Raw genomic sequence first — 20,005 nt, 5'->3', positions numbered from 1 at the left:
GCTCCTAAGCGTTGTTATTTTATCTGCAGCTATATTTTATTAGCAGATGGTTTTTTCTGCGATGAATTTTTCTACGTGCTCTTCAATTTCTGCCGCTGTTGGAAGAGTTAATGCATACTCTGCCATTGCTTTAACGTCAGCAAAGTTAGCATTACGGATAACTTTCTTAACGCGAGGAATCGAAATAGCACTCATGCTGAACTCGTCCAGACCCATACCTAGTAATAGTAGGGTTGCACGTTCGTCGCCAGCAAGTTCACCACACATACCTGTCCACTTACCTTCAACGTGAGAAGCATCAATAACTTGCTTGATCACAGTAAGTACTGCAGGCGATAGTGGATTGTAGAGATGAGAGATAAGCTCATTACCACGGTCAACTGCTAGAGTATACTGGGTTAAATCGTTGGTACCAATACTAAAGAAAGAAACTTCTTTCGCTAAGTGGTGTGCAATCGCTGCGGCTGCTGGTGTTTCAACCATAACACCGATCTCGATATTAGCGTCAAACGCTAAACCTTCAGCAGTTAATTCAACCTTAAATTCTTCAATAGCCGCTTTTAGTGTACGTACTTCTTCAACCGAAATAATCATCGGGAACATGATACGTACTTTACCGTGTGCTGACGCACGCAGAATAGCACGGAATTGGTCACGAAGAATTTCACGACGATCTAGGCTGATACGAATTGCACGCCAACCCAAGAATGGGTTCATTTCTTTAGGAAGATCTAAGTAAGGTAGATCTTTATCACCACCGATATCCATAGTACGGATAATCACTGGTTCGCCATGCATTGCTTCTGCAACTTCTTTATATGCTTGGTACTGTTCTTCTTCTGTTGGCAGAGAATCACGGTCCATAAACAAGAATTCAGTACGGTATAGACCAACGCCTTCGCCACCGTTACGGCTTACACCATTACAGTCTTTAACTGTACCGATGTTACCACATACTTCAACTTGCTTGCCATCAAGTGTAATAGCTGGAAGATCTTTTAGCTTTGCTAATTCTTCTTGCTCTGCTTTATCAGCATCACGGATAGCTTTAAATTTGTTTAGTTCATCTTCAGTTGGGTTGATAACAATCTGATTATTGATTGCATCAAGAACAAGCATGTCGCCATTCTTAACTAAAGATGTAATATTATTTGTACCTACAATCGCAGGAATTTCTAGTGAACGCGCCATGATAGAGGTGTGTGAAGTACGACCACCGATATCAGTAATAAAGCCAAGAACGAACTCTAGATTAATTTGTGCTGTTTCTGACGGCGTTAAGTCGTTAGCAACTAAAATTACCTGCTCATCAATAGCACTTAAATTAATAACATTGATGCCTAATGCGTTCTTAACAAAACGGCTACCGATATCACGGATATCACTTGCACGTTCTTTTAAGTATTCGTCATCAAGAGATTCAAGAGTTTGTGCTTGCTCTTCAATGATCGAATAAATCGCATAATCAGCTGAATGCTTATCTTTAATAAGGGCTATGATTTCTTCTTCTAGCTCCTCATCTTCAAGCAACATGATGTGACCTTCAAAGATGGCTTCTTTCTCTTCACCAAAGGTGACACGTGCTTTTTCTTTGATAACTTCAAGTTGCTCAGAAGATTTTTTTCGAGCGTCGAAGAAACGTTGAATTTCGTTATCAATCTGGTCTGCAGCGATTGGAGTTTTGTTTAAAACAATCTCTTCTTCTTGCAATAGCAATGCTTTACCGAAAGCAATACCAGGAGACGCCAGGATACCTGAAATCATAGCCTTACCTTTAAATTAACTAAAAACTGGAAACTCGGTTGTATACAAATGTAGCTTAGATTTCGCGGAACATTGCGATTTCAGCGCCATCATGTAGCTCTGTAAGAGTTACTAGCTTATCTACTGCTTCTTGAGCTTGTGCACCTTCAGCTGCGATAGTAATAACAGCACCTTTAACTAGGCCAAGTGTTTGAAGCTTAAATAAGCTCTTAGCACTTGCGCTTTTACCGTTTGAAGTTACTGTGATGTCAGCTTCAAATGATTTTGCGTCTTTAACGAACTGAGCCGCTGGACGAGTGTGTAGGCCGTTTGGTGCAGTGATTTCAACTTGCTTCTGATACATAATTCACCCCGATTTAGATATAGTTGTTATATTAATAGTTTGCTTCATGAGCAATAACCGTTGTGGTTATCGTCTCAGCATATTGTTCAAGCAGTATAAGCTACCTAATAACATACTGTCTTAGCTTTAATCCAAGTCAAAGTTTTATGAGAAACTTTTTTTTGGCATTAATCAAAATTGACTAATAATTGTCCTTTTATTTTGATGCTAAAAATAAAGCGCATCAGCTTTATAGTAAAGCTGGGAATAAAATGCAACAAAAAAGCCCACAAAGGGCCTTTTTGGGGAAGGATATACCTATATAACATCGTAAAGTGTGATCACTGTTGGGTTTCTTTTTCCGTAAAGATTCCAGCAAAAAGCGCTGTTGATAAGTAGCGTTCACCGGAACTGGGCAAAATAACAACAATATTTTTATCTGCAAATTCTGGCCGAGCAGCGATATTATTAGCCGCAACAACTGCAGCTCCTGATGAAATACCCGCTAATATACCTTCTTCGTCCATTAATCGACGCGCCATTTCAATTGCATCTTCTGAATTGACACGTTCAATTTCATCGATAAGAGCTAAATCAAGGTTACCTGGAATAAAGCCAGCGCCGATACCTTGAATTTTATGGGGTGCTGGTTGGACGGTATCACCATTAATGGTTTGAGTGATCACTGGGGATTCTGCTGGCTCAACGGCAACGACAGTAATCGCTTTACCTTGTTGTTGTTTTATATAACGGCTAACTCCAGTTAGTGTTCCACCTGTACCGACACCAGAAACAAAGACATCGATCTCACCATCAGTGGCATCCCAGATTTCAGGCCCTGTGGTTTTTTCATGAATGGCAGGGTTGGCTGGATTATTAAATTGTTGTAGTAGTAAATATTTACTTGGATCTGAATTGACAATTTCTTCAGCTTTATCTATAGCACCTTTCATGCCTTTTGCTGCTTCTGTTAATACTAGCTTTGCACCAAGGGCTTTTAGTAATTTACGGCGTTCAAGGCTCATGCTTTCTGGCATAGTGAGAGTAAGCTTATAGCCACGAGCAGCAGCAACAAAAGCCAGCGCAATTCCCGTATTACCACTGGTTGGTTCTACAAGTTCAATGCCTTCTTTCAATAAGCCATTGCTTTCTGCTTCCCATACCATATTGGCACCAATGCGGCATTTAACACTAAAGCTAGGGTTGCGAGCTTCAATTTTTGCGAGCACTTTACCGTTACTGACACGATTAAGACGTACCAGCGGAGTGTTACCTATAGTGAGAGAATTATCTTCGTATATTTTGCTCATACTTCGTTCCTTCGTGACAAATTAGACTTAATGTTAAACAGATTAAGCATATACCTGTCTTTATATTTGCAAAGTAATTAATGGTTATATCTTATTGTTATTATGTGATAGTTACTGTTTTTTCATGTTGCCATTTGTTATTTGTTGCAACGGATTGCTATTGAAATCGTATTTTTTGGTAATAATAAACATGAAAAAAGGTCAACAGCAGAGGGGCTATTGACCTTATATTTGAAATGTTACCTAATTATCAGTAACGCTTAAATTGGCTACGATAATGATCAACCCACATTGCTGTAGCACCACATACTGCAATGGGCATAACAAATAAATTTATAATAGGAACCATTGTTAATACCATTACCACAGCCCCAAAGCTTAATGCTTGACCTCGTTTTTGCTTGAGTGCATCTCGCATATCAGGAAATGGTACTTTATGGTTATCAAATGGATAATCGACATATTGAATAGTCATCATCCAAGCGTTGAACAAGAACCATAATATTGGTGCAACAGTTTGGCCAATAGCTGGAATCCACATTAAAATGAGTAATCCAATCGCTTTGGGTAGATAATACTTAAGTTTCGTCCACTCTCGACCCATTGTTCGAGGAAGATCTTTTATTAATGCTTTGAAACTATCATCTGGTGGCGTTTGCCCCGTGAGTTTAGCTTCAAGATATTCAGCTAACAGTCCATTAAATGGGGCTGCAATCCAGTTAGCAATAGTACTAAAAAAGTATGAGAAGGAGACGAGGGCAGCAATAGCAAGTAATGGCCATAAAATATAAGAAAGCCATTCAAGCCAGCTAGGTAGATAACTTAGCCAATGGTTAATCCATCCGCCTAATTGACTTAATAATGTAGCAAATGCTGTACCAAGTAATACAATATTGATGAGTAGAGGAATGAGAACAAAACGTCGCGTACCAGGTTGAGAGGCGAGTTTTAAGCCTTGGAAAAAATAACCAGCACCGCTGGTTGTTGAATTTATATTATACTGCTGTGACATCTCTTTCTCCATAACAAGCATATTTTAGTGTTTTTCTGCTTATTTGTTTAGGTTTCTTTATCAATATTAACGGTAGGGGTAGGATAGAATCAAATAGCAAAATTGTTGTCATTACTTTAACAACAAAATAAAAATGATGAGTCACAATACAAAAATGATGTAAATTTGTACAAAAATTATTAAGCTTACATTATCTTAATGGAATCTCGATATTCATCTTCTCATTGTTAAGTGAGTTTTGATACAGTAAGTCATTCGGTGAGAAATTCTAACTAGATACTAAGTTTCCTAGTAGATTTTTTTCTATTATTAACCCCGTAAAGGGATAACGAGTTAATTTAGAGTATTCATATGCAGGAATTGCGTCTGGTTCTTATTATTGTTGGTGCGTTAGCAATTGCTGCGCTTCTTTTTCATGGCCTATGGACAAGTAGAAAAGAAAAACCCGCTAAATTTGGTGAGAAACCATTAAGTAAAATAGATGAAGCAAAGCTTAAAAATCAAGATACTGCTCAAGAGGGTGTTAGTGACGTCCGTGTCGTGGATAGGGCTGCGGAAATAACACCAACAAAATCAAATCAAGCAGATGTGACTGCAACTAAATCTAAACGTAAAGAGCCAGGTTTTAGTTTTGGTGAGCGCCCTCAATATGATCCTTTGCTAGGTGAGACAGTACCTCAAAGTGCAAACTCGACCTCAAAAATTGTAGCTCATGAGCGTATTGAACCTCAGATGCATATTGAATCTGCGGTTCAACCAACAGTTGCGGCTCAACCAGCCGTTGCGGTTCAACCAACAGTTGCGGTTCAACCAACAGTTGCGGCTCAACCAGCCGTTGCGGTTCAACCAACAGTTGCGGCTCAACCAGCCGTTGCGGTTCAACCAACAGTTGCGGCTCAACCAGCCGTTGCGGTTCAACCAACCGTTGCGGTTCAACCAACCGTTGCAGCTCAACCAGCCGTTGCGGTTCAACCAACCGTTGCGGTTCAACCAACCGTTGCAGCTCAACCAACCGTTGCAGCTCAACCAACCGTTGCAGCTCAACCAACCGTTGCAGCTCAACCAACCGTTGCAGCTCAACCAACCGTTGCAGCTCAACCAACCGTTGCAGCTCAACCAACTGTTGCGGCTCAACCAGCAGTTGCGGCTCAACCAGCAGTTGCGGCTCAACCAGCAGTTGCGGCTCAACCAGCAGTTGCGACGGCAGATGTTATCACCGCTCCAGCACCTATCTTTACGCCAGTTATTGAAGATGAAAAACCTCAACAAGATGTAGTTGAGCCTGAAGTGATTATTGAGCCAGAGGTATTGCCTGAGTCAGAACAATTACCACCAAGTTATTTATCTGTTTGTGTGCATGCGCGTAAAGGAAAGGTATTACGTGGACCATCATTATTTGCATGTTTAGAGCGTAATGGTTTAACTTTTGGTGAAAATTCAGTGTTTCATCGATATGCTGACTCAGGTTCTGGCCCTGTCATTTTCTCGGTAACTAATTTGCTTAACCCTGGTACTTTTCCTGAAACGAACTATCAACATTTTGAAACACCATGTATTGGTTTCTTCTTAATGTTGCCATGTCATGGAAAAGCGTCAAGTAACTTCAATATGATGTTGCAAACAGCACAGCAAATTGCTGATCAATTAAATGCGGATGTAATGGATCAAGATCGTGTCATGATCACGCCTAATCGTATTGCTGCATATCGTGAGAAATCAGTAAAATATAATCAATGTTAAGTTGACAGGTTATTTTTATTGATAAAAAGTCAGGCTCCTTCGGGGGCCTGATTTTATTGTATCTACTGAGATAACTATAAAAATTTAATGTTTTGTAATCAGAGTTCTTAATCGACATTTTCTTCAGGTAGGAATTGAAATGAACACCGACCTTCAGCAACAACTTGCCAGCTTAAAACAACAACTAGATTATCATGGCCACCGTTATTACGTTGAAGATGATCCTGAGATACCAGATGCTGAATATGATCGTTTAATGCAACAGTTATTAGCGATTGAAGCTGAATATCCCCAGTGGATAACTAATGATTCACCCAGTCAGCGTGTTGGTGGCAGTGCCCTTGAAGGTTTCACTCAAGTAACACATGAAATTCCAATGTTATCATTGGGTAATGCATTTAATGATGATGATTTACGTGACTTTCAAAAGCGTCTTCAGGATCGATTACGTGATAGCAGCAGTATTCATTACTGTTGTGAACCTAAATTAGATGGTTTAGCCGTGAGTTTACTGTATGAGAATGGCATTCTTGTACAAGCAGCAACACGAGGTGATGGGGCAACGGGGGAAAATATTACTCATAACGTACGTACTATTGGTGCAATTCCACTACGCTTACGAGATGATGATTGGCCGCAACGATTAGAAGTGCGTGGTGAAGTCTTTATGCCAAAGAAAGGCTTTGATGAGCTCAATGCAAACGCGCTTAAAAAAGGCCTTAAAACGTTTGCTAACCCACGTAATGCTGCTGCTGGTAGTTTGCGTCAGCTTGATCCTAAAATTACCGCAACACGTCCATTAAGCTTTTATGCTTATGCGGTAGGGATCGTTGAGGGTCGTGAATTAGCAGCTTCTCAATATCAGCGTTTATGTCAACTTAAAGCATGGGGTCTACCTATGTGCCCTGAAATTAGAACAGTTGACAGTATTGAAGCGGTGATTGAGTACCATCAAATGATCGGTGAGAAGCGTCAATCATTAGGTTATGAAATTGACGGTGTAGTGATCAAAGTAGATCAGCTCGATCTGCAATTGCAATTAGGGTTTGTTGCTCGAGCTCCGCGGTGGGCGATTGCTTATAAGTTTCCAGCCCAAGAAGAAATGACCATTTTAAACAATGTTGAATTTCAAGTTGGGCGTACTGGCGCAATTACACCCGTAGCTAAACTGGAGCCCGTATTTGTTGGCGGTGTTACGGTCAGTAATGCGACCTTGCACAATGCTGATGAAGTATCTCGTTTAGGGGTGATGATTGGCGATACGGTTATTATTCGTCGTGCTGGCGATGTGATCCCTCAAATAGCAGCGGTAGTTGAATCTCGTCGCCCTGTTGATGCGATTGCGATAGTGTTCCCAACTGAATGCCCAGTGTGTCAATCTAAAGTTGAACGAGTAGAAGGCGAAGCTGTTGCGCGCTGTTCTGGTGGTTTATTTTGCCAAGCGCAACGTAAAGAAGCACTTAAACATTTTGTCTCACGTAAAGCATTAGATGTTGATGGTTGTGGTGAAAAAGTCATTGAGCAATTAGTTGATCGTGAAATGGTTATGACTCCTGCTGACTTGTTTAAGTTTAGTGCGGGTGAAGTAACAGTACTTGAGCGTATGGGACCTAAATCAGCGCAAAAATTAATTGATGCGCTCGCAGCATCAAAAAAAACCACGTTAGCGCGATTTATTTATTCATTAGGTATTCGTGAAGTGGGTGAAGCTACCGCAGCTAATGTTGCTAATTATTTTGAAACCTTAGACGCGATCAGTCAGGCATCTAAAGAGCAGCTAGTTAAAGTCCCTGATGTTGGTGATGTTGTTGCCGCGCATTTATTTAACTTCTTCCGTGAACCGCATAATACGACTGTTATTGAAGAGTTATTAGCACAAGGTATTCATTGGCCCGCGATTGAAAAGCCTCAAGCTGGGGTTGAATTGCCATTAGAAGGCAAAGTTGTAGTGCTAACAGGATCATTGTCACAACTGACCCGTGGTGATGCTAAAGCTGCATTACAAGCACTTGGTGCTAAAGTAACCGGCAGTGTATCTAAAAAAACTGATTTATTGGTTGCAGGTGAAGCAGCAGGTTCTAAATTAATTAAAGCCCAAGAGCTAAATATTGAAATTTGGGATGAACAACAGCTAGTTGATTTAATGACTAATGTATAAAAAAACTAATAATTGATATCAAAGCCCCATATTTTGGGGCTTTTTTTTTAGTAAATGACAGTAGATTTATGGATAACAAACTTAATTTTTAGTGTTTATTTAATGGTGACAATAAAAAATTTATTTTAATAATTAGCCAAGAGATATTATTAATAATCTTATTGATAGTGTTATTTATAAAATATGACACTGTTCACACTAATTGACTTCAATGTTTGTAACTAATTGTTTTATTTTGGTTTGTTTTTATTTTTATTATAAAAATGAAAACATATGACATTGATCACGATAGCACCAAAAGTTTGCACTCAATCATATTTTCACTATTAAAAAGTAAGTTCTTATTGATGTTTTGCGCTGCGAAAGTAGTCTTAATACCGAAGTTACTTAAAAGTTCAATTTAAAACGAAATAATATGAATTAGTCGAAATGATTCGACTGACATATAGAGATTTGCTTGTCACCTTCGGCGGCCAACCTTTCAGGGGCAAGTAAACAGCTAATATCTTTTAGGAGTTATTCCATGGAAAACATGTTCAAACGTACGCTACTTGGTGTTGCAATCGCAACGGCAGCAATGGCTTCAACTGGTGCAAATGCTGCAATCGATCTTATGGATGGTAAGGTTCAGGTTTACGGTCAAGCTGCTGGTGCAATTTTTATCGATGATAATGATAGTGGTACTAATGCTGCATTCTCTGATATGGAATCACGCATTGGTTTCCGTGGTGTAGTTGAGTTTGATAACTTCGCACCTGATATTGTATGGCAGATTGAATCTGGTAATGCTAACGGCGCGGCTGGCTCTTTTGGTGTTCGTGATACATATGTTGGTCTTGCTTTTGATAATATTGGTTCGATCAAATGGGGTCGCCAATTACAAGCTGCTTATAACTACGTTGACTGGCCACACTCAAACCCTGGCTTAGGTAATGTGTTTGACTGGAATAATGATATTACAGCTGCGGGTAACAACTACTTAGACCGTGCTGATAACACATTACGTTTTGACTCTGTATCTTGGAATGGTGTTGGCGTTCAAGCAACAGTTAGTGGTATGGGTTCTAATACTGATGCTATAGTTTCAAGTATTGCAGCAAACTATGCAGGTAGTAACTTTGGTATCCATGCTGGTTATTACCATCGTGGTGCTTACACTGTTACATCTAAAGTTGATGCACCTTTAAAACCTGATGATAATGGCGGCTGGAAACCAAACCCTGATTTTGGTAAAGACCTGAATACAGAGTACTACGCTAACTCTTACGCGATTGTCGGTGGTAATGTAGCATTTGGTGATGTGACACTGACTGCTGCTTATAAATACATGATGCAAGATACTAAAACTGGTGATGCTGATCAGAATGCATTCTCTGCAACCGCACAATATGTAGCTGGCGGTACTTGGTTGTACAAACTAGGTTACGCAGCAACAACTGATGCTGACATCGACGGTAAAACAGCTGCAAATACTGCAGATACTGCAATTACTGGTCGTATTGGTTACTTACTACCAAGCGCAATTATCTACTCTGATGTTCGTCACTATGATATGAATGATGATGCGAAGCAAACTCGTTTCCTACTTGGTATTGAATACTACTTCTAAATTAAAAATTACTTTTAGTTAGAGTTTATAGGTGGGTTTTTATTAACCCACCTTTTTTATTATAGGGAGATTAATTATGAAAAAAATTGTTATTTTAAGTTCGTTGTTAGCGGTAGGTTTTTCTTTACCAGCAATCGCTGATGTTAAAGTTGAATTATCTCCTGAACTAACATTATTAGCAGTTAACGGCTCTGAAGATTTTGGTGAAAAATGGTATAGCAACACCAGAAAAGTAAATTTAAAAGATGGTGATAATCAGTTATTGGTACGTGTTGAAAAGTTAATTCCGCAAGCAGGTGATTGGGCTAAATTTAATTCAAAACCAATGGTTGTTAGTTTTAATGCTTCAAATGAAACAGTGAAATTATCTTCAGCATTTAAAATAAATGGTGTTGAATCCCAAGCTAAATTTGAGAAGTATCCAGCGTTAACGTTGCAGAATCAATCTGGGAATATGATCAATTTTAATTTTGCAGTATTGCCTGGTAGCTATTCAGTTCTTTCAGGTTATGAGAAAGCTTTAACTGCTTATAATGCTAAGCAAGGAAATAGTGAGTTTTTACCAACCCAAATTCAATCTACCCCTATTTCTAATGTCGTAGCTACTCAAACCCAAACCTTATCTCAACCTTCAAGTGGGACCGTTATACTCTCATCGGTAAAATCTGATTTCTTATCTCTTACTGATATCGAACGAAAAAAATTCCTCCAATGGGCGATCATCCAGTAAATTAAAATTGTAGGTACACTTATAACGACAAGTATACCTACATTATTTTAGCTAAAATACGTACTTTCCTTTTTTGATTTCACAAAACATTGCTGGCATATATTCAATATTACCATTCTGCAATTGACACTCAACAAATGGTCCTGTAGGTGAGTTACCAGCCCCAGCTTGCAAGGTAAATGGCATCATTAAAAGTACTCCAGCGCAAAGTCCTAAAATGTTTTTCATAATTTAGTTCCTTTTTTTTGAGAGGTTGCTAGCAAATTTACACTTCTAGTCTGGTTTAGGTATTGCATTTTCGCAAGTTAAAGTGGTTAATTTTTGTACTTAAAAAAGTACCAAAGGCTTTTTTCTTTGAAATTATGCTATTAAGTGTTTTGTTACTATTTATAGTTACGCTACTTTATTCTTATCCTGCCCTATTTTAAAAAACTGAAAATCTACAGTGTGTAGCAGTAATAACGTCATAATTATCAAATTGAATTTTGGCTTGTGAAACAGATCAAAGATTGTAGATCTTGGTTACAGTGCTAAAATACCTATCAATAGATTCAACACAGTAGTTTTTACTGTGTCATCCATCATTCATAAGGTAATCTCAATGACGGTTAAAACTCGCTTTGCACCAAGCCCAACTGGCTTTTTGCACGTTGGTGGTGCGCGTACAGCATTGTATTCATGGCTATTTGCTAAGCACATGGGCGGTGAATTCGTATTACGTATCGAAGACACAGATCTTGAGCGTTCAACGCAAGAAGCGATTGATGCGATCATGGAAGGCATGGAGTGGTTAGAATTAAATTGGGATGAAGGTCCTTACTACCAAACTAAGCGTTTTGATCGTTATAACGAAGTAGTTGATCAACTACTTGCTGAAGATAAAGCATATAAGTGTTACTGCCCGAAAGAATTGCTTGATGAAATTCGTGAGCAGCAAATGGCTGATGGTGTTAAACCACGCTATGATGCTAATCACCCAAAAATTATTGCAGCAAATGCAGCAGCAACAGCTGATTCTCCTTTCTGTATTCGTTTCCGTAATCCAAAAGAAGGCACAGTGATCTTTGATGATAAGATCCGTGGTCATATTGAGATTGCTAACAGCGAGCTAGATGATTTAATTATTCGCCGTACAGACGGTAGCCCAACATATAACTTCTGTGTTGTTATTGATGACTGGGACATGGGTATTACTCAAGTTGTTCGTGGTGAAGATCACATCAACAATACTCCACGTCAAATCAATATCTACAAAGCACTTGGTGCACCAGTACCAGAGTTTGCACACTGTGCAATGATTCTAGGTGATGATGGCGCTAAACTTTCTAAACGCCATGGCGCTGTTGGTGTAATGCAATACCGTGATGACGGTTTCCTACCTCATGCACTGCTTAACTACCTAGTGCGTTTAGGTTGGTCTCATGGTGACCAAGAGATCTTCTCGCTACAAGAGATGATCGATTGCTTTACTCTTGAATCAGTAAGTAAATCAGCATCAGCTTTCAATACTGATAAATTGTTATGGCTAAACAACCATTATATTAAAACAGCAGCACCTGAGTATGTTGCTAAATACCTACAATGGCATTTAGATCAAAAACAAATTTCAATTGAAAATGGTCCTGCAATTACTGAAGTGATCACGTTAGTTGGTGAGCGTTGTCATACATTGATCGAATTAGCTGAGCAATCACGTTACTTCTACCAAGACTTTAGTGAATTTGAAGCCGGTGCGGCTAAGAAGCATTTACGTCCAGTGGCGAAAGAAGCATTGGCATTAGCGCTTGCAAAAGTAGAAGCATTGGAAGAGTGGACAACTGAAAATTTACATGCTGTAACAACACAAGTTTGTGAAGAACTTGAGTTAGGTATGGGTAAAGTTGGTATGCCGCTACGTGTTGCTGTTACAGGTCAAGGTCAATCACCATCAGTTGATGCAGTAATGCAATTGATTGGTAAAGAGCGTGTTGTTGCTCGTATTAAGATGGCATTAGATTATATTGCAGCTCGTGAAGCTAACGCATAAACATTAGTTTATGATGATAAAAACGGAAGTATTATTGATGCTTCCGTTTTTTTTATGAACGTAAAGCTGATCACATTTTTAGTTTTATAATAATGACATTGTTTAACAATCTTTATATTATAAACAATATATTGGGGCTATAGCTCAGCTGGGAGAGCGCTTCGCTGGCAGCGAAGAGGTCATCGGTTCGATCCCGTTTAGCTCCACCAAATTTAAAACCTCGTCAGTTAACTGACGAGGTTTTTTGCGTTTAGTAATGATTAAAAACGCGCATTAATAATTGGGAAGATTGGAAGGTTTTTGCTTACAAAAGTACCTGATTTATCATAGTTAATTAAACCAATCTGCACACCTTTATTAATATGATCTGTTGCGTTAACAAAACCAAACTGAAGGCCATTAAGAGAACCAGCATAGTTAAAGGTACCAAATTGAGCACCTGTAAAATTGTTACCAGTATAGTTGACTAAACCAAAGTCAGCACCAGTAGCATTACCTTCGTTCCAGTTAGCTAAACCAAATTCTAAACCAGTCATGCTTGATGTGGTGTGGTTAACACCAAATGCTAAACCAAAGTTAAGACCGGTAAAGTTACTAATAGTCGATAAACCTAACAGTGAAAAGTTAACACCTTCAACTTGGCTTGTCTGTCCGTAAAGTAGATTTAAACGAACACCAGAAACGTTGCCTGCAGGTAGGTTTACACCAGGTACAGAAAGTTGAACCGGTGTGTTAGCCATCGCCGTTGCAGGAACGAGTAGTGCAGCTGATACGATAAATGATGCCAATTTAATTTTCATGAAATACCTAAAATAAGCTAATAGTGGAATAATTGTAAATTATAAGCAGTATAAACAGTAAAGAATAAAAAACAACGTTCAAATATTGTAACGTTATGTTTCAAGATGAGGTTAGTTCATTGGTATTATATCTATTTGATAGTTATAAAAAATAACAGTTATTGATGTTATTTTTTAAATTGGGATGCAGATCTAAAATGCAAAAAAGCCAACCTATTGGTTGGCTTTTTTTAATATGGTGCTCCCTGCTGGAGTCGAACCAGCGGCCTTCCCCTTAGGAGGGGGACGCTCTATCCATCTGAGCTAAGAGAGCATTTGCACAGTATACGCGAAAATTCGTAGAGTTTAAGAAAATAGTGTTATTGATTCAACTGCTTGGTCAGTAAATCACCAGGTTGAATGCTAGAAGCCAGTTGTGGCTGATTAACACGAAGTTCTGCTGATTTTTCGTAGACACGATTGACTGTGAGTGTAATGGCTGTTTCAACCATGCGATTGCGTGGAATACCTTTTTGATCGATAAACCCTGCGCTATGCCATAATTTAAGTTGATCACCATTATGGACTCCATGGACACGACCCACATTGATTTGAGCAATCCCTTGATGGATATTAATTATTTCCGGTAAGCTGGCGCGGCATGAAAGCGCACTTTCAATATCTAACATCATATTCTGAGTGACTCGTTGAATACTTTGTCCGTAGGGTGATACCCAAAAGCGAGCTGTTTTAGTGTCAATATAACTCGTGCGAGCAAAGGGCCACAACCCAATATCACGGTAGTTATTTTGATAGATTATCTCTCCTGTTTTACCGTCCATAATATCAAGAGTTATCGCAAATTGACGATTGATGCGTTGGCGGTTATCAATTGTTGTTGATATATCCGTGATCTCACCACTAACCAAATATTGGGCGTCATTATCTTCTGCTAACATCATCATTGCATCAGCATGGTTGACATTAAATGGTACTTGAGTAACACCTGTGACTAAAAAACTCTGCGAACGCTGCTGAATATTTTTTTGTAAGATTTTTGAAAAATCATGACCTAATTGATAAATACTGCCCATTGCTGCTTGTTGTGGTTCTGCTAATGAAAATTTTCCCAGCAATAATCCTTTTTTATATTGTACCTTGTGGCAACTTTTTGCCGATGGATAAATATCTATTCTGGCGGTGACATACATTTTGCCGCCCGTATCTTTTTGTTCTAGTACGCTAATATGCCGAATTTCGTTGCCACTAAAACGATATTGTTGCCGATCTTCTTGTAAATAGGTTTTGAGTAACGGCAAACTGGCAATCTCACCGCCAGTAAAGGTCATCGCTTGGAATACTGCATTTTCTAAAGCATTAACGCGTGCAGTAGCTTTGCTTTCAAGAATAGTTGCCTCTCCTGTCACTTGTACCCACTGCGCGTTGATAGTGTGTGAAACGAAGAGGCACAAGACGCTTAAGCAGAGTAATATTTTTTTATTCATAAAAGACCAGTTTAGGTATGTTTTTTGCTTTAATCGAGACATAACCACAACGGAATGCAAAGAGTGTTCCCAATTGGTGTTTCTCATTAAAGAAATTGTATTCGTGAACGATATATTCCTTATCACACGTAGCAAGAGTGGCTAACAATGAACAAAATTATACTGGTGGTGTGTGCGCTACTATTAACAGCTTGTGCGGGGCCCCAAGTTTATAATGGTAAAGAGCAATTTTCTTCTGCGGGGTATTCACTAACAACAACGCCTCGTCATACGGTTGATTATTTTGTTGAAGGTTTGACTAATCAGCTTATTGAATCAAATCAATATCTAACCGCAAGCACACCTTTAGCTGTGACATCGTTTGTTGATCTGCAAGATATGGGGGTGACTAATTGGCTAGGAAATGTGGTTAGTGAAAATTTCATGTTTCAGATGCAGCAACGAGGATTCACCGTGGTTGACTACAAATCAACTGGGGTGATTAAAGTCACGCGTAATGGTGATTTTAGTATTAGCCGTAACTGGCAAGAATTGTCAGCGCAACAACCTGTTGATTATGTGCTAACGGGGACAATGTTACGCCAAAGCGGTGGAGTGTTAGTGAATGCGCGAATTATTGGAATGCGATCTCATGTTGTTATTGCAACTGCACAGGGATTTTTACCCGCTGAACGAATTGGACGCGATTTAGATTTTATGAATAAAATTCAAATACGTAATGGCGTTATTATGCGTACTGAACAACAACAGACGACCCTTAATAATGTGGTATTACGACCTTGAGGATGAATTCCATGATTCAATATTTCACAGCAATACTGTTCATCATAATATCAGGGTGTTCGGCCTCAAATGGGATCAATAATCCTGATTTAACCGGCAGTAATGAGACGGTTTTTGCGGTTGGTTATGCATCTATTAGTGAACAAAATGGGCGCACTCAAGAGGAGAAAAGTTTACGTGCTATGCGAGCATCAAAGCTTGATGCTTATCGAGAGTTGTCTGAACAAATATATGGCCTTCGAATCTCAGCTACAACGTCGCTATCTAATCAACAATTAGGTCCAGAAAATACGGATGGTGCAGTTGATGGTATTATTCGTGGGGCAAAAGTGATCCGTAGTTATCCTGTTGGTGATAGCTATGTGACTGAAATGGAACTGAATTTAGGCTTGATGGAACGTATGAAACAACACGGTGAAGTGTTTCATGTTCCCAATAATCAACAAGTGATGTTCTAATTTTTAGGCTTTGAGGTTGGTACCTAATGAACGAACGTTTTGTGCTTTGCCGTCACAATTATAGGTCATTTGGTGACGACCACGACTTTGTTGAAATAGATTGTTGAGTTTATGAAAACTTAATTGCGCCCGTTGTAATACTTCGCCATTAACATCATTGCGCTGCTTACAGAGTGTGACTAGTTTCTGGATTTCATCAACATGCTGACTGAGTAGTTCATCATCTTGTAATTGTTGTCGTTGCGGGTGATTAGCGATTAAATAATCATGTTGTTGAATGCTATTAATCAGCGCAAGTTTTTCTTTTGCAAATTGTTCTATTTCTAATGCACGTCGATGAGCAATAGCCGTTTTCTCTTGGTTGAGTAATTCAGCAAGAGAGACTAAAGCTGTATGTTGAAGCTCAAGCAATTGCTCAATAGTGTATTTCATAACCAAGATCCTTACAGTGAACGTACAATAATATCAGTATTAAAGGCCATTTAGTTCATCTTCAAATTTGATCATATTATTAGCGAGTTTATCAGCATCAATCGTATAACTACCATTGGCGATAGCTTGTTTTATTTCCGCAACTTTTGCAGCGTCAAAACTGGTTTCAGCGGCTAATTGTTGATGAATTTGACCGACAGCCTTACCTTGAGAGCTTAATGATACCGCATCATGTTGTGGCTCAACGGTTGTTGCTTGTGGTGTATTCGTGGTTGCTGTTTTCGAGTGGTTAGCCATGCGAGTTGTATTCAATGGCTGTCCGCCACGAAGATGATCAATGTTTGTCATAATTTAGTCCTGTTAATCTCAATAGAGTTATAGCTAATTATCGACGTATAGACTATAAACTTTAGCTTTTTTTGCTTACCAATACCAAAATATTATGGTGTATTGTTTTGGTTTTTAGCCACCTATTATAGGTTGTTGCTAATATTTTACCGATACTTCTCCTACTGCTGTAATAACCCCATCAATGATCCGTTTTGATTTACTATTTTGAACGCGGATCTCATCGCCGATAGCCCCATCAGATAATGCTTTTCCGGTGGTGACAATGGCTAATCCTGTTTGTCCTGCGCGAATGAGAACACTGTCGTTACGGCATACTAAGCAGATATCATTAGCTTGAATAACATCGCCAGCCTTTATTGTTCGTTTTACTTTTGAACCAATAAGTTGTTGTGGGTTATTAAAACTAACTCCGCGTTGAAAGCGGCTTTCTACCATCGCAATTTTCACGTTAGCTGCACTGAGTAAAGCGCCACGACCTAAGTGTGTTGTGGCAATGACTTGAGGCAGTGTTTGCTGAATATTGACCGGTACATAGATCTGCCAATTTTCACTATTACAGCGAACTAATACGGTAACATTACCTGATAATGTTTGTTTACCAGGTGTGGTTGCAATGAGGGGATGAGAGCAGGGCGGGAACCGTAATCGAGAATCTAATGTCGCAGCGGTAATATTGACACTACCAAAATCTGGTGGTGTTAATGAATGTTTTATATGATCCACTGCTGTTTTCTGAATAAGGTTTTGTTGAGCGAGTGGTGCGGCATGAACATTAACACTAAAGTTCAGCAATAAACTGCCGATAATAATGCTAATTAAGTTTAAATATCGATGAGTGATCACGGCGTTATGCTCTCTGTCGGTGGTAGTCATTCGGTCATTAAGTGGCTTATCATAAGTAATTATTTGAAAAATTGCTTGTATTGGTCTTGTTAATATTTTTAGGCAGGGAACCTTTTTACATGACAGGTATTTTAGATTCAGTCAATCAACGTACGCAATTGGTTGGACAAAATCGATTAGAATTACTTACTTTTCGGCTTAATCGACGACAGCGATATGGGATTAATGTCTTTAAAGTTAAAGAAGTTTTACAGTGTCCAAGGCTAACCTCGATGCCTAATTTACATCCTTTTGTTAAAGGTGTTGCTTATATTCGAGGTCAAACAATTTCAGTGATCGACATGAGCCTTGCTACCGGGGGACGACCTGTCGAGGATGTTAGTAATTGTTTTATTATTATTTCTGAATTTAATCGTTCGGTGCAGGGATTTTTAGTATCAGCGGTTGAGCGGATTGTGAACATTAATTGGGAAGCCATTTTACCGCCACCACAAGGGGCTGGGCGAAGTAATTATCTTACGGCAGTCACTGAAATTGATAATGAGCTAGTAGAAATTCTTGATGTTGAAAAGATCCTTGATCAGATATCTCCCGTTGATACTCGCTTATCCAGCCAATTATTGGATGAAATTAGTTTAATAATTCCGACAGTAAAAACGGTCTTAGTAGCTGATGATTCGATGGTGGCACGTAAGCAAGTACAACGTGCGATTGAATCTATTGGTTGTGATTGTCTTTGCGTGAAAGATGGTAAAGAAGCTTTTAGAACCCTACAAAAAATGGCTGAAAAGGGCAGTATTTATCAACAATTAGCTTTAGTGATATCTGATATTGAAATGCCAGAAATGGATGGTTATACCCTAACAGCAGCGATTCGCAACGATCCCGCGTTAAAAGATCTACATGTTATTTTACATACTTCACTTAGTGGCGTATTCAATCAGGCGATGGTTGAACGTGTGGGCGCTAATGCTTTTATTCCTAAATTTAATCCAGATGAGTTAGGACGTGCTGTAAAAAATGCCATGACTACCGTAACAGCGGTTAGCATGAGTTCTTAATAACAAATATATACGACGTGCAATAAACGGTAAAAATAAGAAAGAGTAATTGATGACAACATTAACGGTAAATGATCAAGACTATTATGACTTTTGTCATTTTCTTGAAGCACAGTGTGGCATTGTTTTGGGGGACAGTAAGCAATATTTAGTGCGAAGTCGTTTAAGCCCTTTGATTAAGTGTTTTGGATTACTGTCTTTGTCTGATTTATTGCAAACTACATTGAAAGGGCGAAATCGAGAATTACGCGTTGCGGTGATCGATGCAATGACGACCAATGAAACATTGTGGTTTCGTGATGGTTATCCGTTCACTGTTTTAGCCGATAAGATATTGCCTGAGCTTGCCGCTAACAGAAGACCGCTAAAAATATGGTCAGCAGCGAGTTCATCAGGGCAAGAGCCGTATTCAATGGCGATGACGATTTTAGAGCAGCAATTGAAACGACCGGGATCACTCCCAAGCATTCAGATCACTGCGACAGATATTTCTCAAACTATGCTTGATATGTGTCGAGAGGGGATTTATGACAATCTTGCGTTAAGTCGTGGTTTATCCGCTGAGCGCCGAAAAATGTTTTTTGAATCGCATAGTAGTGGTGGTATGCAAGTTAATCAACGCGTTAAACAATTGGTTAATTTCCGCACTCAAAACTTAAAGGATAGCTACGTTCTATTAGGTAAGTTTGACATAATATTTTGCCGGAATGTCTTAATCTACTTTTCACCAGCAACCAAAATTAAAGTACTTAATCAATTAGCAGCCTGCTTAAATCCCGGTGGTTATTTATTTCTTGGTGCTTCTGAATCATTAACGGGGCTGTGTGACCGTTTTGAAATGGTACGCTGTAATCCGGGTATTATTTATAAATTGAAATAATAGCAACAACAGGTAATTTAGGGGCGAGAGTGTAAGGCTTTGAGATTCGAGTTTTTAAGGTTTAAACTCGAGCTGGAAAGATTGGTACTACATTGTTAGCTATCAAGTTCTTATTCTCGTCACTTGCTCTTCCTTGTCACTCGATCCTTTCTTCTGCTTTCCCTATTTTTTCCTCACCCCCTTTTCCATCTTGGCATTGTCTTTGCTTTACTACTGTTGTCATTGTGACAGTAAATAACACC

At 39.1% G+C, this 20,005-nt stretch carries 19 protein-coding genes and 2 tRNA genes; 10 read left to right on the top strand and 11 right to left on the bottom strand.

The genetic code is table 11. The features are described from left to right. Nucleotides 1-39: 39 nt before the first annotated feature. The 4 genes from ptsI to cysZ form a co-directional block, all read right to left on the bottom strand. A complete protein-coding gene (gene ptsI, locus OC457_RS10465) occupies nucleotides 40-1,764 on the bottom strand; it encodes a phosphoenolpyruvate-protein phosphotransferase PtsI (protein ID WP_080172844.1) in 1,725 nt (574 codons plus the stop codon). Between the two features lie 55 nt (nucleotides 1,765-1,819). After that, nucleotides 1,820-2,107 carry an HPr family phosphocarrier protein gene (locus tag OC457_RS10460; RefSeq protein WP_045037604.1) on the bottom strand — a complete coding sequence of 96 codons (288 nt, stop codon included), beginning with the start codon at nucleotides 2,105-2,107 and terminating at the stop codon, nucleotides 1,820-1,822. A 320-nt stretch (nucleotides 2,108-2,427) separates the two neighbouring features. Beyond that, nucleotides 2,428-3,396, bottom strand: coding sequence for a cysteine synthase A (cysK, locus tag OC457_RS10455; protein WP_080172846.1), 969 nt, complete (start codon nucleotides 3,394-3,396; stop codon nucleotides 2,428-2,430). 250 nt (nucleotides 3,397-3,646) lie between these two features. Beyond that, nucleotides 3,647-4,408, bottom strand: coding sequence for a sulfate transporter CysZ (gene cysZ / locus OC457_RS10450; RefSeq protein ID WP_080172848.1), 762 nt, complete (start codon nucleotides 4,406-4,408; stop codon nucleotides 3,647-3,649). 351 nt (nucleotides 4,409-4,759) lie between these two features. On the opposite strand from cysZ, the gene zipA reads away from it, so the two are divergent. The 4 genes from zipA to OC457_RS10430 all read left to right on the top strand — a co-directional run bounded on the left by zipA (nucleotide 4,760) and on the right by OC457_RS10430 (nucleotide 10,645). Further along, complete coding sequence (gene zipA / locus OC457_RS10445; protein WP_080172850.1) at nucleotides 4,760-6,148, top strand: cell division protein ZipA; 1,389 nt, start codon at nucleotides 4,760-4,762, stop codon at nucleotides 6,146-6,148. Nucleotides 6,149-6,287: 139 nt separating this feature from the next. After that, the gene (ligA, locus tag OC457_RS10440) at nucleotides 6,288-8,306 is read left to right on the top strand and encodes an NAD-dependent DNA ligase LigA (protein WP_080172852.1); all 2,019 of its coding nucleotides are present in this window, start codon (nucleotides 6,288-6,290) and stop codon (nucleotides 8,304-8,306) included. A 523-nt stretch (nucleotides 8,307-8,829) separates the two neighbouring features. Then, the gene (locus OC457_RS10435) at nucleotides 8,830-9,915 is read left to right on the top strand and encodes a porin (protein WP_080172853.1); all 1,086 of its coding nucleotides are present in this window, start codon (nucleotides 8,830-8,832) and stop codon (nucleotides 9,913-9,915) included. A gap of 76 nt (nucleotides 9,916-9,991) precedes the next feature. Then, nucleotides 9,992-10,645, top strand: a complete 654-nt coding sequence (locus OC457_RS10430; RefSeq protein WP_080172855.1) for a DUF2057 family protein — start codon at nucleotides 9,992-9,994, stop codon at nucleotides 10,643-10,645. 51 nt (nucleotides 10,646-10,696) lie between these two features. On the opposite strand, the gene OC457_RS10425 is transcribed toward OC457_RS10430, so the two are convergent. Then, on the bottom strand, nucleotides 10,697-10,873 hold the full coding sequence (locus OC457_RS10425) for a hypothetical protein (RefSeq protein WP_159447832.1): 177 nt from the start codon (nucleotides 10,871-10,873) through the stop codon (nucleotides 10,697-10,699). A gap of 373 nt (nucleotides 10,874-11,246) precedes the next feature. Between OC457_RS10425 and gltX the strand changes: the two genes are divergently transcribed. Both gltX and OC457_RS10415 read left to right on the top strand, forming a co-directional pair. Further along, nucleotides 11,247-12,671, top strand: coding sequence for a glutamate--tRNA ligase (gene gltX, locus OC457_RS10420; protein ID WP_080172856.1), 1,425 nt, complete (start codon nucleotides 11,247-11,249; stop codon nucleotides 12,669-12,671). 133 nt (nucleotides 12,672-12,804) lie between these two features. Continuing rightward, nucleotides 12,805-12,880, top strand: a tRNA-Ala gene (locus tag OC457_RS10415). Nucleotides 12,881-12,931: 51 nt separating this feature from the next. Here the strand turns inward: OC457_RS10415 and OC457_RS10410 are convergent. The 3 genes from OC457_RS10410 to OC457_RS10400 all read right to left on the bottom strand — a co-directional run bounded on the left by OC457_RS10410 (nucleotide 12,932) and on the right by OC457_RS10400 (nucleotide 14,955). After that, a complete protein-coding gene (locus OC457_RS10410; protein ID WP_080172858.1) occupies nucleotides 12,932-13,471 on the bottom strand; it encodes a hypothetical protein in 540 nt (179 codons plus the stop codon). Nucleotides 13,472-13,707: 236 nt separating this feature from the next. Then, nucleotides 13,708-13,784: transfer RNA gene (locus OC457_RS10405), tRNA-Arg, on the bottom strand. A 46-nt stretch (nucleotides 13,785-13,830) separates the two neighbouring features. Beyond that, nucleotides 13,831-14,955, bottom strand: a complete 1,125-nt coding sequence (locus OC457_RS10400) for a flagella assembly protein FlgT (RefSeq protein ID WP_080173313.1) — start codon at nucleotides 14,953-14,955, stop codon at nucleotides 13,831-13,833. A 147-nt stretch (nucleotides 14,956-15,102) separates the two neighbouring features. Between OC457_RS10400 and OC457_RS10395 the strand changes: the two genes are divergently transcribed. Next, entirely contained in the window at nucleotides 15,103-15,738 is a 636-nt protein-coding gene (locus OC457_RS10395) for a FlgO family outer membrane protein (RefSeq protein ID WP_080172859.1), read from the top strand. A gap of 2 nt (nucleotides 15,739-15,740) precedes the next feature. After that, nucleotides 15,741-16,196 (top strand): LPP20 family lipoprotein, encoded by a 456-nt coding sequence (locus OC457_RS10390; RefSeq protein ID WP_370737953.1) that lies wholly within the window; start codon nucleotides 15,741-15,743, stop codon nucleotides 16,194-16,196. A 3-nt stretch (nucleotides 16,197-16,199) separates the two neighbouring features. Here the strand turns inward: OC457_RS10390 and OC457_RS10385 are convergent, their stop codons facing one another. From OC457_RS10385 to flgA, 3 genes are all read right to left on the bottom strand, one after another. Continuing rightward, on the bottom strand, nucleotides 16,200-16,628 hold the full coding sequence (locus tag OC457_RS10385; protein ID WP_080172861.1) for a flagella synthesis protein FlgN: 429 nt from the start codon (nucleotides 16,626-16,628) through the stop codon (nucleotides 16,200-16,202). A gap of 39 nt (nucleotides 16,629-16,667) precedes the next feature. Beyond that, a complete protein-coding gene (gene flgM, locus OC457_RS10380) occupies nucleotides 16,668-16,976 on the bottom strand; it encodes a flagellar biosynthesis anti-sigma factor FlgM (RefSeq protein WP_080172862.1) in 309 nt (102 codons plus the stop codon). A 138-nt stretch (nucleotides 16,977-17,114) separates the two neighbouring features. After that, entirely contained in the window at nucleotides 17,115-17,852 is a 738-nt protein-coding gene (gene flgA / locus OC457_RS10375; RefSeq protein WP_210436052.1) for a flagellar basal body P-ring formation chaperone FlgA, read from the bottom strand. Between the two features lie 89 nt (nucleotides 17,853-17,941). Here flgA and OC457_RS10370 point away from each other — a divergent pair, with 89 nt between their 5' ends. Beyond that, nucleotides 17,942-18,883, top strand: a complete 942-nt coding sequence (locus tag OC457_RS10370; RefSeq protein ID WP_080172866.1) for a chemotaxis protein — start codon at nucleotides 17,942-17,944, stop codon at nucleotides 18,881-18,883. A gap of 52 nt (nucleotides 18,884-18,935) precedes the next feature. After that, on the top strand, nucleotides 18,936-19,763 hold the full coding sequence (locus tag OC457_RS10365) for a CheR family methyltransferase (RefSeq protein ID WP_080172868.1): 828 nt from the start codon (nucleotides 18,936-18,938) through the stop codon (nucleotides 19,761-19,763). Nucleotides 19,764-20,005: the final 242 nt, after the last annotated feature.

Origin of the sequence: Photobacterium toruni (assembly GCF_024529955.1) — a bacterium.
GTDB classification, from domain to species: Bacteria; Pseudomonadota; Gammaproteobacteria; order Enterobacterales; family Vibrionaceae; genus Photobacterium; species Photobacterium toruni.
Note: the sequence above shows the minus strand (reverse complement) of the source record. Positions and strands in the feature narration are given on the sequence as shown.

What these genes read in the sequence shown, in the direction of transcription:
- ptsI (WP_080172844.1), bottom strand. Translation starts at nt 1,764, where the DNA reads ATGATTTCAGGTATCCTGGCGTCTCCTGGTATTGCTTTCGGTAAAGCA.
- flgA (WP_210436052.1), bottom strand. Translation starts at nt 17,852, where the DNA reads ATGACTACCACCGACAGAGAGCATAACGCCGTGATCACTCATCGATAT.
- zipA (WP_080172850.1), top strand. Translation starts at nt 4,760, where the DNA reads ATGCAGGAATTGCGTCTGGTTCTTATTATTGTTGGTGCGTTAGCAATT.
- OC457_RS10435 (WP_080172853.1), top strand. Translation starts at nt 8,830, where the DNA reads ATGGAAAACATGTTCAAACGTACGCTACTTGGTGTTGCAATCGCAACG.
- OC457_RS10410 (WP_080172858.1), bottom strand. Translation starts at nt 13,471, where the DNA reads ATGAAAATTAAATTGGCATCATTTATCGTATCAGCTGCACTACTCGTT.
- OC457_RS10460 (WP_045037604.1), bottom strand. Translation starts at nt 2,107, where the DNA reads ATGTATCAGAAGCAAGTTGAAATCACTGCACCAAACGGCCTACACACT.
- OC457_RS10370 (WP_080172866.1), top strand. Translation starts at nt 17,942, where the DNA reads ATGACAGGTATTTTAGATTCAGTCAATCAACGTACGCAATTGGTTGGA.
- OC457_RS10365 (WP_080172868.1), top strand. Translation starts at nt 18,936, where the DNA reads ATGACAACATTAACGGTAAATGATCAAGACTATTATGACTTTTGTCAT.
- ligA (WP_080172852.1), top strand. Translation starts at nt 6,288, where the DNA reads ATGAACACCGACCTTCAGCAACAACTTGCCAGCTTAAAACAACAACTA.
- cysK (WP_080172846.1), bottom strand. Translation starts at nt 3,396, where the DNA reads ATGAGCAAAATATACGAAGATAATTCTCTCACTATAGGTAACACTCCG.
- OC457_RS10390 (WP_370737953.1), top strand. Translation starts at nt 15,741, where the DNA reads ATGAATTCCATGATTCAATATTTCACAGCAATACTGTTCATCATAATA.
- OC457_RS10385 (WP_080172861.1), bottom strand. Translation starts at nt 16,628, where the DNA reads ATGAAATACACTATTGAGCAATTGCTTGAGCTTCAACATACAGCTTTA.
- OC457_RS10430 (WP_080172855.1), top strand. Translation starts at nt 9,992, where the DNA reads ATGAAAAAAATTGTTATTTTAAGTTCGTTGTTAGCGGTAGGTTTTTCT.
- OC457_RS10400 (WP_080173313.1), bottom strand. Translation starts at nt 14,955, where the DNA reads ATGAATAAAAAAATATTACTCTGCTTAAGCGTCTTGTGCCTCTTCGTT.
- cysZ (WP_080172848.1), bottom strand. Translation starts at nt 4,408, where the DNA reads ATGTCACAGCAGTATAATATAAATTCAACAACCAGCGGTGCTGGTTAT.
- flgM (WP_080172862.1), bottom strand. Translation starts at nt 16,976, where the DNA reads ATGACAAACATTGATCATCTTCGTGGCGGACAGCCATTGAATACAACT.
- gltX (WP_080172856.1), top strand. Translation starts at nt 11,247, where the DNA reads ATGACGGTTAAAACTCGCTTTGCACCAAGCCCAACTGGCTTTTTGCAC.
- OC457_RS10395 (WP_080172859.1), top strand. Translation starts at nt 15,103, where the DNA reads ATGAACAAAATTATACTGGTGGTGTGTGCGCTACTATTAACAGCTTGT.
- OC457_RS10425 (WP_159447832.1), bottom strand. Translation starts at nt 10,873, where the DNA reads ATGAAAAACATTTTAGGACTTTGCGCTGGAGTACTTTTAATGATGCCA.